This is a genomic window from Pseudothioclava alba (genome assembly GCF_033100795.1).
Lineage (GTDB): Bacteria > Pseudomonadota > Alphaproteobacteria > Rhodobacterales > Rhodobacteraceae > Pseudothioclava.
In genome coordinates this window covers 45,033-61,788 of record NZ_JAWLVI010000007.1, presented here as the reverse complement: position 1 = coordinate 61,788, position 16,756 = coordinate 45,033, and the positions used below count along the sequence as shown (strand labels likewise).

At 62.9% G+C, this 16,756-nt stretch carries 16 protein-coding genes; 8 read left to right on the top strand and 8 right to left on the bottom strand.

From position 1 onward, the window contains the following. Window positions 1–9: 9 nt before the first annotated feature. Genes RYZ20_RS14000 through RYZ20_RS13990 form a run of 3 tightly spaced genes read left to right on the top strand, consistent with a single transcriptional unit; the run spans window position 10 to window position 2,684 of the window. Entirely contained in the window at window positions 10–744 is a 735-nt protein-coding gene (locus tag RYZ20_RS14000; RefSeq protein WP_317674492.1) for a 16S rRNA (uracil(1498)-N(3))-methyltransferase, read from the top strand. After that, window positions 714–1,259, top strand: coding sequence for a hypothetical protein (locus tag RYZ20_RS13995; RefSeq protein WP_317674490.1), 546 nt, complete (start codon window positions 714–716; stop codon window positions 1,257–1,259). The genes RYZ20_RS14000 and RYZ20_RS13995 overlap by 31 nt, the downstream gene beginning before the upstream one ends. A gap of 54 nt (window positions 1,260–1,313) precedes the next feature. Beyond that, on the top strand, window positions 1,314–2,684 hold the full coding sequence (locus tag RYZ20_RS13990) for a glutamate--cysteine ligase (protein WP_317674488.1): 1,371 nt from the start codon (window positions 1,314–1,316) through the stop codon (window positions 2,682–2,684). Between the two features lie 59 nt (window positions 2,685–2,743). Here RYZ20_RS13990 and RYZ20_RS13985 read toward each other — a convergent pair whose 3' ends face one another. Beyond that, a complete protein-coding gene (locus tag RYZ20_RS13985) occupies window positions 2,744–3,793 on the bottom strand; it encodes an NAD(P)/FAD-dependent oxidoreductase (RefSeq protein WP_317674486.1) in 1,050 nt (349 codons plus the stop codon). Between the two features lie 54 nt (window positions 3,794–3,847). Between RYZ20_RS13985 and mnmC2 the strand changes: the two genes are divergently transcribed. Further along, complete coding sequence (mnmC2, locus tag RYZ20_RS13980) at window positions 3,848–4,522, top strand: tRNA (5-methylaminomethyl-2-thiouridine)(34)-methyltransferase MnmC2 (protein WP_317674484.1); 675 nt, start codon at window positions 3,848–3,850, stop codon at window positions 4,520–4,522. Then, complete coding sequence (locus tag RYZ20_RS13975; RefSeq protein WP_317674482.1) at window positions 4,515–5,390, top strand: DMT family transporter; 876 nt, start codon at window positions 4,515–4,517, stop codon at window positions 5,388–5,390. The genes mnmC2 and RYZ20_RS13975 overlap by 8 nt, the downstream gene beginning before the upstream one ends. Here the strand turns inward: RYZ20_RS13975 and RYZ20_RS13970 are convergent. Continuing rightward, entirely contained in the window at window positions 5,387–7,324 is a 1,938-nt protein-coding gene (locus RYZ20_RS13970; RefSeq protein ID WP_317674480.1) for a lytic transglycosylase domain-containing protein, read from the bottom strand. The genes RYZ20_RS13975 and RYZ20_RS13970 overlap by 4 nt on opposite strands. Before the next feature lie 144 nt (window positions 7,325–7,468). Here RYZ20_RS13970 and dapA point away from each other — a divergent pair, with 144 nt between their 5' ends. Next, the gene (gene dapA / locus RYZ20_RS13965) at window positions 7,469–8,341 is read left to right on the top strand and encodes a 4-hydroxy-tetrahydrodipicolinate synthase (RefSeq protein ID WP_317674478.1); all 873 of its coding nucleotides are present in this window, start codon (window positions 7,469–7,471) and stop codon (window positions 8,339–8,341) included. 57 nt (window positions 8,342–8,398) lie between these two features. Here the strand turns inward: dapA and RYZ20_RS13960 are convergent, their stop codons facing one another. From RYZ20_RS13960 to RYZ20_RS13935, 6 genes are read right to left on the bottom strand one after another with little or no spacing between them, the layout of a single operon-like run. Beyond that, complete coding sequence (locus RYZ20_RS13960; RefSeq protein WP_317674476.1) at window positions 8,399–8,797, bottom strand: Na+/H+ antiporter subunit G; 399 nt, start codon at window positions 8,795–8,797, stop codon at window positions 8,399–8,401. 7 nt (window positions 8,798–8,804) lie between these two features. Further along, on the bottom strand, window positions 8,805–9,074 hold the full coding sequence (locus RYZ20_RS13955; protein ID WP_317674474.1) for a K+/H+ antiporter subunit F: 270 nt from the start codon (window positions 9,072–9,074) through the stop codon (window positions 8,805–8,807). Further along, window positions 9,071–9,562: a Na+/H+ antiporter subunit E gene (locus RYZ20_RS13950; RefSeq protein WP_317674472.1), complete on the bottom strand. Its 492-nt coding sequence runs from the start codon at window positions 9,560–9,562 to the stop codon at window positions 9,071–9,073. Before RYZ20_RS13950 ends, RYZ20_RS13955 begins: the two co-directional genes overlap by 4 nt. 14 nt (window positions 9,563–9,576) lie before the next feature. Then, on the bottom strand, window positions 9,577–11,181 hold the full coding sequence (locus tag RYZ20_RS13945) for a monovalent cation/H+ antiporter subunit D (RefSeq protein ID WP_317674604.1): 1,605 nt from the start codon (window positions 11,179–11,181) through the stop codon (window positions 9,577–9,579). After that, window positions 11,181–11,531 (bottom strand): Na+/H+ antiporter subunit C, encoded by a 351-nt coding sequence (locus RYZ20_RS13940; protein ID WP_317674470.1) that lies wholly within the window; start codon window positions 11,529–11,531, stop codon window positions 11,181–11,183. The genes RYZ20_RS13945 and RYZ20_RS13940 overlap by 1 nt, the downstream gene beginning before the upstream one ends. Next, a complete protein-coding gene (locus tag RYZ20_RS13935; protein WP_317674468.1) occupies window positions 11,531–14,560 on the bottom strand; it encodes a monovalent cation/H+ antiporter subunit A in 3,030 nt (1,009 codons plus the stop codon). Before RYZ20_RS13935 ends, RYZ20_RS13940 begins: the two co-directional genes overlap by 1 nt. Before the next feature lie 409 nt (window positions 14,561–14,969). Here RYZ20_RS13935 and RYZ20_RS13930 point away from each other — a divergent pair, with 409 nt between their 5' ends. Both RYZ20_RS13930 and RYZ20_RS13925 read left to right on the top strand, forming a co-directional pair. Beyond that, window positions 14,970–16,583 (top strand): OpgD/OpgG family glucan biosynthesis protein, encoded by a 1,614-nt coding sequence (locus RYZ20_RS13930; RefSeq protein WP_317674466.1) that lies wholly within the window; start codon window positions 14,970–14,972, stop codon window positions 16,581–16,583. Next, on the top strand, window positions 16,580–16,756 hold the full coding sequence (locus RYZ20_RS13925; protein WP_317674464.1) for a hypothetical protein: 177 nt from the start codon (window positions 16,580–16,582) through the stop codon (window positions 16,754–16,756). Before RYZ20_RS13930 ends, RYZ20_RS13925 begins: the two co-directional genes overlap by 4 nt.

Genomic DNA, 16,756 nt, shown 5'->3' with positions numbered 1-16,756 from the left:
TTCTGCCTCATGTCTGATACGCAACGCGCCAAGATCCGTCTTCATGTAGAGCACCCTTTGGGGGCGGGGCAAGCCGTGCCTCTTACGCCAGATCAGGCGCATTACCTTTTCGGGGTGATGCGCAAAGGCGTGGGCGAGCCGATTGCGCTGTTCAACGGGCGCGACGGCGAGTGGACCGCCGAGGTGGTCGAGGCTGGCAAGAAGAAGGGCATCCTTGCCTGCCGCGAACAAGCCGCGCCGCAGCAAACCCCGCCGGACCTGTGGCTTTTGTTTGCACCGATCAAGAAAGAGCGCACCGACTTTATCGTCGAAAAAGCGGCCGAACTGGGCTGCGCGCGGATCATCCCCGTGCAGACCGAGTTCACCAATTCGGGCCGCATCCGGCAGGACCGGCTTCAGGCACACGCGATGGAGGCCGCCGAGCAATGCCTTGGCACCTATGTCCCCCCCGTCGATGATATGCAGCCCTTGTCAAAACTGCTGGCCGGATGGGACACCTCGCGCCGCATCCTTTGGGCCGACGAGGCGCTGGTGGGTGCCGCCGAGACGCTGAACACCCTGCCCGCTGGTCCTTGGGCGATCCTGATCGGCCCCGAGGGCGGCTTTTCCGAAACCGAGCGCGCCAAGCTGCGCGCCCTCGATTTCGTCACGCCAATCTCGCTTGGGCCGCGCATCCTGCGCGCCGATACCGCCGTTTGCGCGGCGATTACCCTGTGGCAATCCGCGCTTGGGGACTGGCGGTGATCCGCCCCGAACTGGCCCGCGCGCTTATGCACTGGCGCGAGGTATTCGCGGCCATTGCCACCGGCGCTTTCGGCCTTTGGGTCGCGTCTCTTGGCGGGCTTTTGCTGCAACCCGTGGGCGGAGCGATTGCCCTTCTGGGGCTTGGCTGGGCGATCATCGCTTTCCGACGCACCCGCTTTGCGCGCCCTGTCGAAGACCCGGGCGTCGTTGAATTCGACGAAGGTCAGATCGGTTATTTTGGCGCAGGCCAAGGGCTTGGCGGCTATATCGCGCTGGATGATCTGACGGAGATCAGGCTTCTCACCCTGCGCGGGCGCAAACACTGGCGGCTGAAGTCGCGCGAGGGGGGCGCGATCGTCATTCCGGTCGCCGCTGCGGGGGCAGTGGCGCTTTATGATGCCTTCGCAACCCTGCCCGATGTCGATATGGGGGCGTTGACTGTCGCACTTGAGCACGACATTCCCGCACAAAGCCTGTGGATTAGGCCGCAGCCGAAATCGCCCGTTGGCGCTTGACTCGGCCCCCCGTTAGCGCCACCTAAGTTTTCCAATTCACGCGAGAGGCGAGCAATGTCCATTCCGCAAGAGGGCGGCGGCCCGATCGAGAGCTATGCCCAACTGGCCGAGTATATCGCTTCTGGCGAAAAGCCCCGTGACGACTGGCGCATCGGCACCGAGCACGAGAAATTCGGCTATTGCAAGGATGTGCTAAAGCCCCTTCCTTACGAAGGGCCACGGTCTGTCCGCGCGATGCTTGAAGGGCTGCGCGACGAGTTCGGCTGGAACCCGATCTACGAGCAGGACAAAATCATCGGCCTGCATCTGAACGGCGCGAATGTCTCGCTAGAGCCGGGCGGGCAGCTTGAACTGTCGGGCGCACCGCTGGAGACCATCCACCAGACCTGCGACGAGGTGAACGAACACCTGCGCGAAGTCCACCAGATCGCCGACCGGATTGGCGCACGCTTCATTGGCCTTGGTGCCGCCCCCGAATGGGCGCACGAAGAAATGCCGATGATGCCCAAGGGCCGCTACCGGCTGATGACGGAATACATGGATTCCGTTGGCACGATGGGCAAGACGATGATGTATCGCACCTGCACCGTGCAGGTGAACCTCGACTTCGCCTCCGAAGCCGACATGGTGAAAAAGATGCGCGTGGCGCTGGCCTTGCAGCCGGTCGCGACCGCTCTGTTCGCCAATTCGCCCTTCCTTGACGGCAAGCCCAACGGGTTCAAGTCGTGGCGCGCGAATGTCTGGCAGAACCTTGATCCGGCGCGCACGGGGATGCTGCCCTTCGTGTTCGAGGACGGCATGGGCTATGAGGCCTGGGTCGATTACGTTCTCGATGTGCCGATGTATTTCGTCTACCGCGATGGCAAATATATCAATGCGCTCGGGCAGTCGTTCCGCGACTTCCTGAAGGGCGAGCTGCCTGCGCTGCCCGGTGAAAAGCCCACGCTCTCGGATTGGGCGGATCATATGACCACGGTCTTCCCCGAAGCACGCGTCAAGAAATACATCGAGATGCGCGGCGCCGATGGCGGCCCGTGGCGGCGGCTTTGTGCGCTGCCCGCGCTTTGGGTCGGGCTGACCTATGACCAGACCGCGCTGGATGCGGCCTGGGATCTGGTGAAGGGCTGGGATCACGAAACCCGCGAAGGGCTGCGCCGTGCGGCCGCCAAGGACGCGCTTCAGGGCGAGGTGAACGGCATCAAGCTGCACGATCTGGCCCGCGAGGCGGTAGCGATTGCGCAATCCGGCCTGAAAGCCCGCGCAAAACCGGGAGCAGGCGGGCTGATCCCCGATGAAACGCACTTCCTGAATGCGCTTGAGGAAAGCGTCGCCTCGGGCCGTGTTCCGGCAGATGAATTGCTGGAGAAATATCACGGCGAGTGGAACGGCGATCTATCGAAGATCTACGCGGAATACAGCTACTAAGGGCTACGAAAGGCGCGGGCATCGAGCCCCCGCCTTTCGTCGGGCTGCGCCCGCTGGCGCTAGAGGTTGTCTTCGACGCGGAACCCTTCGGGGATCGCATCGTGGCCATCGAGCGCGAGAGCGACCATCACCTGCGCGACCTTGGGTGCCATCCCGAAGCCGATCTTGAACCCGCCATTTGCGATGAAATGCCCCGCGCGATCCGGCCACGCACCCAGCATCGGCGCGCGCGATTTTGCGCGCGGGCGCACACCTGCCCAACGGTCGATCACCGGAGCCTCTGACAGAACGGGACAAATCCGCCGCGCCTTTTCGATCAGCGCATCAAGCTGCGCGTCGGTGCTGTCAGCGGCGTCATAGTCGCGCTCCGAGGTAGACCCGATCGCAACCGTTCCATCGGCATGGGGCACGATATGCAGGCTCTCGGCATAGACCTGCGGCGCGGTGCCCGCGTCAAAGCGCAAGAGTGCCGATTGCCCCTTCACGCCATTGCCAACCTGCTTGCCAAATGCGTCCGACAAATCGGCCAGACCCTTGGCGCCTGTTGCGTGGACCACCGCACCTTCCTCGGGCGCATCGCCAATCACGATCTCGCCACCAAGCGCGGAAATCGCCGCCGCCATCGCGGCCCCTGCTGCGCGCGGCGCGGCGCGGGCGCTCAGCGTGTCATAGATCACCAGCCCCGTCGGGCTGTGCGGCGCCAAGGGGCCAAACCCGTCCGCAGGCATAATGCGCCAGTCCGCAAAGCCCTGCCACAGCTCTGCCGCACCCTGCGCCCGCTCGCGCGCCCGCGTGACCTGAGCCTCGTCGGCCAAAGGCTGTATCCGGCCAAGGCGCGCGTATCCCGCGTCCAGCCCGCCTGCTTCGCGCACCCCGTCCCAGAACCCTTGCGCCATCCGCAAGCTTTCGAACTGGAACTGCTTTTTCGGGTTCCACTGTTCAGGAACATGCGGCGCCAGCGCCCCCACCGTGCCACCCGACGATCCGGCCCCGAGGCGCACTTTCTCGATCAGCCGGACCTTGGCACCACGCCGTGATGCCTCAAATGCAATCGCAAGCCCGAAAGCCCCGCCGCCCCGCACCGTCAGATCAACGCGCCCGCTTGCCATTCCCTTGCCCTTTCGCCACTGTCCGCAACTGATTTGCCCATTGGACTATCCTTCATGTCACTGCCTGACCAGAGCCAAGCCGCGCTTGAGTGGCGCGACGGGGCCATTCCCGTCTCGACCCGCTTTGACGACCCCTATTTCTCGCTCGCAAACGGGCTGGAGGAAACGCGACATGTTTTCCTGCGTGGCAATCGCCTGCCTGCGCGGCTGCGCGACGGGTTTCAGGTAGCGGAATTGGGCTTTGGCACGGGGCTGAACATGCTGGCGCTCGCGCTGATCGTGCCCGAGGGGATGCGGGTCGGGTTCACCAGCTTCGAGGCATTCCCGATGTCCGCCCCCGAGATTTCCCGCGCGCTGGAGGCCTTTCCACAGGCGCGCGCAATTGCCGACCCGTTTCTGGCGGCATGGGCAGCGGGGCAAACCCGCTTTGCCTTTGGCCCGTTGGAGGTCGAGGTGATTATCGGCGACGCCCGCGACACGCTGGCGGCATGGCCGGGCAAGGCCGATGCGTGGTTTCTGGACGGGTTTTCGCCCGCCAAAAACCCCGAACTCTGGGGCGAAGACCTGATGGCGCAAGTCGGGGCACACACCGCGCCGCACGGCTCCTTCGCCACCTACACCGCCGCCGGTTTCGTGCGCCGCAACCTTAGCGCCGCCGGGTTTGAGGTCACGCGCGAAGCAGGACACGGGCACAAACGTCATATGTCTCTCGGGGTCAGGAATGGCTGAACAACACACCTCTCGCGGCATCCTTCTGATGGTCGCGGCAATGCTAATCTTCGCGATGCAAGACGGTATCTCACGCCATCTGGCCGAGACCTACAACGTCTACATGACGCTGATGGTGCGCTATTGGTTCTTCGCTATTTTCGTGACCGTCATAGCAGCCCGCGCCCCCGGAGGCATCCGCCGCGCCACGCGCTCGGGGCTGCCGTGGATGCAGGTGTTCCGCTCGGCGGTGCTGGTGGTCGAGGTGATCATCATGGTGCAGGGCTTCGTCTATCTGGGGCTGGTCGAGAGCCACGCGGTTTTCGCCTGCTACCCGTTGCTGGTGACCGCGCTTTCCGGCCCCGTTCTGCACGAGAAAGTTGGCTGGCGCAGGCTGGTGGCCATCGGGATCGGCTTTGTCGGCGTGATGATTATCCTGCAACCGGGGGTGGGGGTGTTCTCGCCCTATGCGTTGATCCCGTTGGTTTCGGCCTTCCTGTTTGCGCTTTATTCGCTGCTCACGCGCTATGTGGGGCGGGTCGATCCGGCGTCGGTGTCGTTTTTCTACACGGGGGTTGTAGGCGCGATCATCATCACCATCATCGGCATCTGGCACTGGGAGCCGATGAGCGGCCCCGATTGGGGGTGGATGGTGGTTTTATGTATATCGGCCTCGCTTGGGCATTACCTGCTGATCCGCGCCTACGAGGTGGCCGAGGCTTCCGCGATCCAGCCCTTCGCCTATCTGCAGCTTGTCTTTGCCACGGTGCTGGGGATCTTCGTCTTTGGCGAGACGCTAAAGACCAACGTCGCCATCGGGGCCGCAGTTGTGGCGGGCGCGGGGGTGTTCACCCTTCTGCGCGCCCGCAAGAAAGCACGCGGGGCTTAGCGCCCGCGCAATTCGTCGCTAAACCGCACCGGCGCCCCGCCAAGGCGCTGACGATACATCGGCATCGCCTCGGACACGCGCTGCACATAGTTGCGGGTTTCGTCGAAGGGGATCATCTCGACCCATTCGGCCAGATCGACCGCCCCTTTGCGCGGATCGCCCATCTCCTCGATCCAGCGGCGCGGGCGGCCGGGGCCAGCGTTGTAGCCCGCCGCGATCAACAGCGGCGATGATCCGAACTCGTCGCGCAGCCCCTTGAGATAAGCCCCACCAAGTTGCGCGTTGTAATGCGGGTCTTCGGTCAGGCGCGCCAGATCGTAGGGGACGCCCTGTTGCGCGGCCATCATTTTGGCGGTCTCGGGCATCAGCTGCATCAGCCCCCGCGCACCAACATAGCTGACGGCACGATAATCGAACTCGCTTTCCTGCCGCGCGATGGCCAGTGCCAGCTCAGCCGGAACCCCCAGATCAGAGGTTGCGAAAGTCGGCATTGGATACAGCGCGGGCATCAGATCCTTGCCCTCAAAGGACGCGCGTTTTGCCAGCGTCAGCATCAGATGCGCGTTGCCCCATTCGACCGCAAGCCCGACCAGCGCCTCGGTGTCGGTTCGCGTCAGTCCCTCGTCGAGGTGGAGGATAAACCGCTCTGCCAGCGCATCATCGCCCGCCTGCTGCAACAGTTGCGCCGCTGCAAATACCGTCGAGCGGGTGAAATCAGCCTGCCGCCAGTTCGGCACCGCAACATCGGCGGCAAAGTGGTTAGATTCGTCAAGGTTCAGCTTTTCGGCCGCCAGACGACCATAGAAGGTTTCGACATGGGCCGCCGCGCTTTGATAGGCCGCCTGCGCCGCAGCGCCATTGCCCGCCGCCTCTTGCGCCCGTCCCAGCCAGAAACCCGCGCGCGAGATGGTCGTCGGGATCGTCCCTTGCGCCTGCATCGCGGTGAAGTGCTTGACCGCCGTGGGGGCATCCCCCAACTTCAGCGCCGCAAACCCCGCCAGCCACTCCAGCTCGATATAATCCCCCCCGCGCGAGGCCAGCCGGTGCCGCGCTGCAATCTTATAGGCGCGCCGCGCATCGCCCCTGCGCAGATCCCACCGCGCCATGCGCTTGCGCACATCGGCCCAAAGATCAGGGTCACCCAGAGTGTCCGCCGAAACAGACCGTTCAAGCAGAATATCCGCCGCGCCATCCTCAAAGCTTTTGCGCCAGCGCCAGACCGCGCGGTCGCGCGCCAGCCCGTATGAGCCAAGCATCCGCTCGGGGATCGCCGTTATCAGCGCATCCACCCCGTCCTCGCGCGCCTGTAGCGCGATGCGCGCCGTCGCAACGGCCTGCGTCCCCGAGGTCACCAGATCGACCAGACGGCGCGCGTCTTTCAGGTCTCCCCGATCCAGCATCACCTGCATCCGCCCGCCGTGATGGGGTGAAAGCAACGCTTCGTGCTTGGCCAGAAAGGCTGCGTGTTCGTCGTCACTCAGTTCCAGATCGCGCCACGCGGCTTCGGCCACCTGCGCGGCTTGGGTTTTCCGCCCGAGCGAGAGCAGCGCATCGACAAGGGCAATCGCCCCCTCGCCCGTTTGCGGCGCATGTGATCCGAAATAGGCCACCACAGCCGCAGGCGATGCCTCTGCCAGCGTTGCCTCGCCCTTCTTGCGCAGCAGATCTATCCCCGGCCAATTGGCTCGGCGCCCCGCAAAATCGGCGTAATCGGCAAAGCTGCCCTCGCCCGCGCGCAGGCGCTGCCATTCGACCAGATCAAACCCCAGAACGCCCGACAGCCTGCCCTTCGCCAGCGCGCCATCCCAGTTTTCCGCCCGCGCCGCCGCCAGCGCTTCGGCCAGGGCGGGCGCATTCGCCTCTTGTGCCTGCGCAGCGGTCGCAAGGCACAGATTCGCCCCCAGAAGGGCAGCGGCGGAAAGGGCTCGGATCATCATATCTGCTCTTTGTTTTTCCCAAACCTGCCCTGTCTGGCGCGCGGGATCAATTCACAAGTTGGCAAGCGGCGCGCGCTCGCATAATGTCCGCCCGATTTCAACCGGGCGAATCCAGCCCGACCCCACACAAAGGAGCGTGTCATGTTCAAAGGGTCCATCCCCGCACTCATCACGCCGTTCACGAACGGCGAGCTGGATCTGGACGCGCTCAAGAAACTTGTCGAATGGCATGTCGAGCAGGGCAGCGACGGTCTGGTTCCGGTCGGCACCACGGGCGAAAGCCCGACGCTCAGCCATGACGAGCACAACCTTGTGGTGTCCGAAGTGGTGAAAGCCGCCGCTGGCCGCATCAAGATCATCGCGGGCGCGGGTTCGAACTACACGCAAGAAGGCATTGGCCTGATCCGGCACGCCAAAGCCGCTGGCGCCGACGCGGCCCTTGTCGTGACGCCCTATTACAACAAGCCGACGCAGGCTGGTCTGATCGCGCATTTCACCGCGATGCATGATGCTGCGGACCTTCCGATCATCATCTACAACATCCCCGGCCGTTCGGTTGTCGATATGTCGCCCGAAACCATGGGCGAACTGGCGAAACTTCCGCGGATCGTGGGCGTCAAGGATGCCACCGGCGATCTGGCCCGCGTGGCCAAGCAACGCCTGACCTGTGGCACCGATTTCATCCAGCTTTCGGGCGAGGATGCGACGGCTGTCGGCTTTAACGCGATGGGCGGGGTGGGCTGTATCTCGGTCACGGCCAACGTCGCGCCGAAGCTGTGCGCGCAGATGCAGGCGGCGACTCTTGCGGGCGATTACGCCAAAGCGCTGGAGTATCAGGATCTGCTGATGCCGCTGCACATCGCGATCTTCCTTGAGCCGGGTGTGGCGGGTGCGAAATATGCGCTCTCGAAGCTGGGGCTGTGTTCGGAAGAGGTCCGCCTGCCGCTGGTCGGCCTGACCGACGCGACCAAAGCCAAGATCGACGCGGCCATGACACATGCGGGCCTGATCTAAGGCCCGAAGCCAGAGCAAACGAAAGCCCCGCCGAAGCGGGGCTTTTTTGTTTCCGGCTTAGCTGTTTTCTTCGGCTTCCAGCAGTTCCTCGGCCGAGGTGTCGGATTCGACCTCATGCACGGCCCATTGCCCATCGCCCTCGGGGCGCGGCAGCTTATCGGCAGGCCAGTCATGGAAGATATTGGCTTTCGACAGGAAATGCGCCGAGATCGGGGCCGTCAGGAAGATGAAGATCGTTATCATCAGCTCGTGCAGCGACAGATGCCCCTTGAACACCGCGAAATAGACCATCGACGCGATCAGCACCCCGCCAACGCCAAGCGTCGCTGCTTTGGTCGGGGCGTGAAGGCGCGTCATCGGATCAGGCAGCTTCACCAGACCGTAGCTGCCGACAAGGCCAAAGAACCCGCCGATTACCAGCAGCGCCGAGACCAGGATTTCCCAGAACAGTTCCATCACGCCCTCACTCGATGATGTCGCCGCGAAGCAGGAACTTCGCATAGGCCACGGTCGCGACGAACCCTGTCATCGCATAAAGGATCGAGGCTTCGAAAAAGATCGCCGTGCCTTCCCAGATGCCGAACAGCACCAAAAGCGCAATCGCATTCACCGCCATCGTATCCAGCGCCAGCACGCGGTCGGTGACACCGGGCGATTGCACCACACGGTAGAGGTTGAACAAAAGCGCGACCGCATAACAGCCGATAGCAAACATAAGCGCGTAGGTGATCATTCGAAAATCTCCTTCAGCCTGCGCTCGTAGCGCGCCTTGATGTCGTCGCGCACCCCGTCAGGGTCGGGCGCATGGAGGCAATGCACCAGAAGCGAATGCCCATCCGCCGCAACCTCGGCGGTCAGGGTGCCGGGCGTCATGGTGATCGTGCCAGCCAGAACGGTAATCGCCTCGGGTTCATGCAGGTCCAGCGGCACCGAAACCCAGGCGGGTTGCAGCTTCGAATTCGGCAAGAACAGCACGATCTTCGCCACCGCGATGTTCGACATAACGATGTCGTAGAACACGATCGCGATATATTCGAGGATCTTCGGCACATTGCGGATGATCGGGCGATCCGGCCAGTAGGGCGCGGTAATCCACGGGATCACAAGCCCCATCAGCAGACCGAATACCAGCGAGTTCAGCGTATAGGCATTGGCCAGCAACAGCCAGACCACCGTCAGGAGGATCGTCAGATGCGGGTGGGGAAAGAGTTTGCGTAGCATGGTTCAGCCCTCCCTCAATGCGCCGCTGCGGGGGCTTCGTGCCCCGTGGCTTCGGTCTCGCCGTGGCCCATCAACGCCGCGCCTTCGGCTTGCGCCTCGGCCGCGCGCTCATAGGCGCCATCCATCACCGCGCCGATATAGGCTTGCGGATGGTGCAACTGGTCAGCGGTTACCCGCAGCCAGCCCGTCGCCGGTCCGGCAAAAACGGTCAGCGCGACCAACCCCGCGATCAGCGCCCCGGCGGCCACAAATGCCAACCCCGGCGCCGAGGCATCGCGCGGCCCCTCGGGCGGATCGCCCTCGGTCGCGTAGGCCTTCCAGAACACGGTCGAACCTGCGCGGCCAAAGCCCACAATCGCAATCAGCGAGGTCACAAGGATCACCGCCCAGATCGTCCATTCACCGCGCAGCGCGTCGAGGATCATCAGCTTGCCAAGGAAGCCCGACAAGGGCGGCATCCCCGCCATCGCGATAGCCCCCACAAAGAACAGCGCCGCCAGCAGGCCATGCGTCAGGGTCTTCGGCGCAGGCGTGATGGCCAGACCCGCCGCCCCGCGCCGCTCTTTCACCAGATCGACAATCAGGAACAGCGCCGCAGCAGCCAGCGTCGAATGGACCATATAGTAAAGCCCCGCCCCCGTCGCAGCCTGCGTGAACTGGCTGAACGCCAGCATCATCGTGCCGACCGAGCCGATCACCGCATAGGCCACCGTTCGGCCCAGATCACGCGCGCCCAGAACACCGACCATCCCGATAACAAGTGATACCAGCGCCGCAGGCATCAGCACATCCTGCGCCAGTGTGCCGGTCGTGCCGCCAATGGGAAACACCATCGTATAGATGCGGATAATCGCGTAGACTCCGACCTTGGTCATGATCGCAAACAGCGCCGCAACCGGACCGGGCGCATTTGTATAGGTCGCGGGCAGCCAGAACTGGAACGGCACCAGCGCCGCCTTGACCGCAAAGACCAGCATCAACAGCACCGCCGCCACACGCAAAAGCGCGGTGTCATCGGCAGGCATCATCGCCACCTTCTGCGCCAGATCCGCCATCGAGACCGTGCCCGTCACCGAATAGATCGTGCCAAGCGCAAACAGGAACAGGGTTGATCCGGCCAGGTTATAGACCACATATTGCACGCCTGCTTTCAGGCGCTTTTGCCCTCCCGAGTGGATCATCAGGCCATACGAGGCGATCAGCAGCACCTCGAAGAACACGAACAGGTTGAACGCGTCGCCCGTCAGGAATGCGCCATTCAGGCCCATCATCTGGAACTGCATCAGCGAGTGGAAATGCCAGCCGCGCTTGTCCCAGCCCGAGCCGATGGCATAAAGCACCACCACCAGCCCCAGAACCGCAGTCAGCACCAGCATCAGCGCCGAGAGCCGGTCCAGCACCAGAACGATGCCGAAAGGCGCCTCCCAGTTGCCCAGCTTATAGACTTCGGGCGGGTTCACGCTGGCGGAAGACGCCAGCGCCAGCGCCAGCCCGACCAGAACCACCATCCCCGCGACAGAGAACACCCGCTGCGTGCGCAGATCGAAGCGCATCCACAAAACGATCAGCGGCGCAAGGAAGGCCGGAATGACGACCGGCGCAATCATCAGATGCGACATCATTGGCCGGCCTCCTCGGTCTCGTCGAGGTCGATCAGATCGTCACCCGCCTCGATAAAGGCACCAAGCGCCAGCATCACAACAACCGCCGTCATCCCGAAGGAAATCACGATCGCCGTCAGCACAAGTGCTTGCGGAATCGGGTCGGTATAGCCCGCCGTGGCAGCGCCCGCGTGATCAAGGATTGGCGGCAGGTTCACCGCCAGACGCCCCGTCGCAAACAGGAAGATGTTTACCGCATAAGAGAGCATCGACATCCCCAGAACCACAGGGAAAGTGCGCAACCGAAGGATCAGGTAAATCCCGGCAGCGGTCATTACGCCAACGGCGCTGGCTACAAGCGCTTCCATTATTTGCCCTCCCCTTTGGTCGGCTTCTTTTTGGTCTTTTTCACCGATGGCATCTTGGGTTTGGGCACTTTCGGCAGCTTGATCTTTTCGTCATCCTGCCGCGCGCTGGTATAGCCGCGCGCCGCCGCCCACCGCCGAGGCAGGTTGGTCTCGGGCGGGAAGGCGTGCGCTCCCTCGGCCTGACCGCTACGCGCCGCCGGTTTTTCCGCGATGATATGGGCCTGCGCGGGCTCATCGCCCACAGCCGCGCGCCGCGCCATCCGCGACAGCCCGCCAAGCGCCAGAAGGACCGAGCCGACAACACCAAGGAACACGCCAAGGTCAAACCCGGCAGCGGTCGCCATTTCGAACGGCTCAAGCCCAAACAGCTTTACATAGCCGAAGTCCGAAGTCAGGAAGGGCATCCCGTTGAACCACGCGCCAATGCCGGTGATCCCCGCCGCAAGAACACCGATCCCGATCAGCACATGGTAATAGACTTTCTGCCGTGCCTGCGTCCAGGCAAAGCCGGACGCCATATACTGCATCACAAGCGCAATCGAGACGACAAGGCCCGCGATAAAGCCCCCGCCCGGCAGATTATGCCCGCGCAGGAAGATGAACACGCCGACAAGTAGCGCAATCGGCATCATCACCCGCGTGCCAACCAGCAACATAATCGGGTGTTTGTCGCCCGCGCGCGCCACATCGGGGCGCCACGCAATCAGCTTTTTCGACGCGGTGCCGGACATCAGCGCCTCGGTCAGCGCGAAAATCACAAGGGCGGCAATCCCCAGAACCGTGACCTCGCCGTAGGTATCATATCCGCGGAAATCCACGAGGATCACGTTCACGACGTTATCCCCCCCGCCCAGATTATGCGAGTTCGCCAGATGATAGGCCGACATGCTTTCAAAGGCGAAATCGCGCATCATCAGCGCATAGATCAAAAGACCCGTCGCAAGCCCCGTCACCCCCGCCACCGCAATATGGAACAGGTGCTTCATCGGGCCAACACCGCGCTGCGTGTGCTTGGGCAGGAAGTTCAGCGCAAGGATCATCAGGACCGCCGTCACCACTTCGACCGAGATCTGCGTCAGCGCAAGGTCTGGCGCGGACAGGTAGATAAAGCAGATCGACACGATCAGCCCGACGATACTGATCAGCACCAGCGCCAGAATACGGTTATGATGATAGGCCACGACCGAGGCCGAGGCCGTCACCAGCATCACCCAGCCCGCAATCGCGACCGGCGACACCGGCAGCATCTCGCGGGTTTCGGGACCGAAGGCGCCTCCCGCGAAGGCCCAGAAGCCAGCCGCGACCGAAGCAATGGTAAAGCCCGTCAGATAGCGCGCCATCGAGCCGTTATGGAGGGCTGCGGTAAACCACTCGGCCAGCGCAGCAAACACCGCGATGATCGCGTCGAAAATTGCCTTTGCCTCGGGGCGCGGGGTCGCCTCCCACATGGCCTTGAGCGGCTTGAAGCCCGCAAGGATCGCCAGACCGCCCAGAACCGCCATGCCCGACATCATCAGCGCGGGCGTAATCCCGTGCCAAAGCTTGATCGGGTGGAGGTGCAGCGCCTCCCCCGTCACGGCACTTGCCGCCATCTGGACATAGGGGCCAGCAAAGGTCATCGGCATGACCCCAATCAGCAGCACCAGAACCGTCAGGAACGCGGGGCTAAGCCACATGCCAACCGGCGGATCATGGGGCTTGTGCGGATAGTCGTCGCGCACCGGCCCAAAGAAGCCATGCGCGAGAAAGCGGAACGAATAGGTCGCCGAGAACAGCGCCGCCACGGTCGCCAGCACAGGCACCAGCCAGGGGTTGCCCATCCAGCCGGTGTGCGACGCCTCTTCCAGCATCATCTCTTTCGACAGGAAGCCGTTAAACAGCGGAATCCCCGCCATCGAGAGCGTCGCAATCGTGGCTATGACAAAAGTCACAGGCATCAGTTTGCGCAACCCGCCAAGGCGCTTCAGATCGCGGGTGTGGGCCTCGTGGTCAACGATGCCTGCGCTCATGAACAGTGCCGCCTTGAAGCTCGCGTGGTTGATGATGTGGAACACGGCGGCAATTGCGCCCGCCTTGGTCCCTAGCCCCAGAAGAAAGGTAATCAGCCCCAGATGCGAGACCGTTGAAAACGCCAGAAGCGCCTTCATGTCATCCTTGAAGATCGCAATCTTCGCCGCGATCAGCATCGTGATCAGGCCGGTTGTCGCGACGATATAGAACCACTCGGGCGTGCCAGAAAGCACCGGCCAAAGCCGCGCCATCAGGAACAGCCCCGCCTTCACCATCGTCGCCGAGTGCAGATAGGCCGAAACCGGTGTCGGCGCAGCCATCGCGTGCGGCAGCCAGAAATGGAACGGGAACTGCGCCGATTTCGTAAACGCCCCGCCAAGGATCAAAAGCAGCGCGGGCAGATACAGAGGCGACGCCTGAATGGCGGCCTTTGCCTGCAAGATCTGCGAAATATCATAGCTGCCCGCGATATTCCCAAGGATCAGCATCCCCGCGATCATCGACAGGCCACCCAGCCCCGTCACCGTCAGCGCCATCCGCGCGCCCTGACGCCCTTCGGGCAGATGCTTCCAATAGCCGATCAGCAGGAAAGAACTCAGCGAGGTCAGTTCCCAGAAGATCAGCAAAAGCAGGATGTTATCGGAGAGCACAATCCCGACCATCGCGCCTTGGAACAGTAGCAGATAGGTATAGAACTGCCCGACAGGGTCCTGATTGCTTAGATAAAACCGCGCATAAAGGATAATCAGCAAGCCAATCCCAAGGATCAGCGTCGCAAACAGCATCCCCAGACCGTCGATCATGAAATTCGCGTTCAGCCCGAGCCACGGCAGCCAGTCGAATTGTGCGGTGATCACCTGCCCCGCCAGAACAGCGGGCAGATGCAGCAACAGCCCCAAGAGCGCGAGCCCCGTCGTCACTCCGGCAGCAAGGGCCGCATTGTTGCGCCCCGTCCGGATCAGCAGCGCAGGCAGGGCTGCGCCAAGAAAAGGCAAAGCGGCAATCAGGGCAGGCGACATTTTCTCTCCGGTCCGTTCTCTGGCGGGCCTTGGATTTGCGCAACAATGCTGCGCGCAGGGCCAATTTCGCGAAGTATTCCTTAACTGCGTTGCCGCCCACCGACTGTCAAGAACTCCGCGCTTTTTTGGAGATGATTCCATCCCATTTCGGCGTATTTTGCGACAAAGCCTCGCCCACGCAGCTTGCCCTGTCCGGCGCCCTTATGATGCTGCATCGGCGAAATCCTGCTCGTTTTTTCATCTGAACCTAGCAAGGAATCGCGCAAAAAGCCGCTTTCGCTCTGCGTCACGCGGCTGTGAGGTCCGCGCGCATCGAAGTCTCTTGCAAGTCGCCTTTTCCTATGTCTATTCACCCGCGCCGAGATCGGCAGGCACGATTGCCGGAACTGTATGAGTTACATATAAAAATATGGATCGCTCCTTGCGCCCCTCCGCCGCTTTTCTAAACCGTCGCGCCCTGCTTTGCGGTGCCTCGGCTCTGGCAAGTCTTTGCGCCTTTTCAACGGGCGCTCTGGCCGATGAAATCGCCTCTGCCGCACCGCAGCAATCAGGCACCAAATTCTCGTTCGACGTGCTGACGGCCCGAATGCGGCTAGCGGCCGCAGCCGAACCGGCCCTGCCTGCCTCTCTGCCCGAGGGGTTCCTCTCGACGCTCACCTATGACGACTATCGCCTGATCCGGTTCAACCCCGATCGCGCGCGTCTTGGCGATGTCGAGAACAGCCGCTTCCGGCTCCATGCCTTCCATCTGGGGTGGCTGTTCAAAGAGCCGGTGCACCTGTTCGAACTGGGCGGCGAAACCGCAGCCCCGATGGATTTCGGAACCGAAGATTTCATCTACGAACGCGAGGCCGCCGCCCATGCTCCGCAAGGGCAATCCCTGCCCGGCGTCGCGGGCTTCCGCCTGCACTATCCGCTCAACCGCCCCGATGTGCTTGACGAGTTGATCGCCTTTCAGGGCGCGTCCTATTTCCGCGCGCTCGGGCGCGGGTCGCTTTACGGGATTTCGGCGCGCGGGCTTGCGGTGAACACGGGGCTTGGCAAGGCCGAGGAATTCCCGCGCTTCACCGATTTCTGGATCGCGCGCCCGAAGTCCGGCGGCGATACGCTGACAATCTATGCCGCCCTTGAAAGCGCCTCGCTGACCGGAGCCTATCGGTTTGACATCACACCGGGAGACGAGACGGTTATGCGTGTGACCGCGCGGCTGTTTTTCCGCGCTGATATTGACCAGCTTGGCGTGGCACCGCTGACCTCGATGTATCTGTTTGGCGACCGCAACCGCGAGCAGTTCGATGATTTCCGTCCCCGCGTCCATGACAGCGACGGGCTGGCGATTACGCGTGCGTCGGGCGATGCGCTCTGGCGGCCCTTGTCGAACCCGGCTTCCCTCGCCTCGTCCTATTTCACCGAGACCGCCCCGCGCAGCTTTGGCCTGTATCAGCGCGAGCGCAATTTCGACGCCTATCAGGATGCCGCCGCCCATTATGAACGCCGCCCTTCGGTGCGGGTCGAACCCGTGGGAGACTGGGGCAAGGGCGTCGTGCGGCTGGTCGAGATCCCCTCGGACAAGGAAGTGAACGACAATATCGTCGCCTTCTGGGTGCCCGAGAAACCGGCCAAGGCAGGCGATAGCCTTGAGATTTCCTACCGCCTGATCTGGGGCGACCTGCCCCCCGATCCGCAGGCCGAGCGCGCCTATATTATCGCTTCCCGCGCGGGCGAAGGTGGTGTCTCGGGCGTCCATAACACGGACGGAACCCGCAAGTTCGTAATCGACTTTGCAGGCGGCACGCTGGCCTCATTGCCGCCCGAAGCCGCCGATCAGATCAAGCCGGTTGTCAGCGTCACGCGCGGCGAGGTCCGCACGCAGACGCTATTCAAAATCCCGTCCGAGAACCTCTGGCGTCTGGTGCTGGATGTGCACGCAAACCCCGGCGCCACCGTCGAACTTTCCGCCCATCTCTCGGGCTGGGGCGATACGCTCTCCGAGATATGGGCCTATCAATGGATCAAGCCATGACCCAGCCTCAGGCAACGCACCTTTCGTTCGACATATCCGCCTTTTCGCTGCCCGATGCGCCGATGGCGATGCCGCAGCAGGTGCTTGAACATGACCAAGGGTTGCTGCGCCGTCTTATGGCGCTGTTTACGCCCGATCATACCGATGCGCCCTCGGCGGGCGCGCGGATGTAA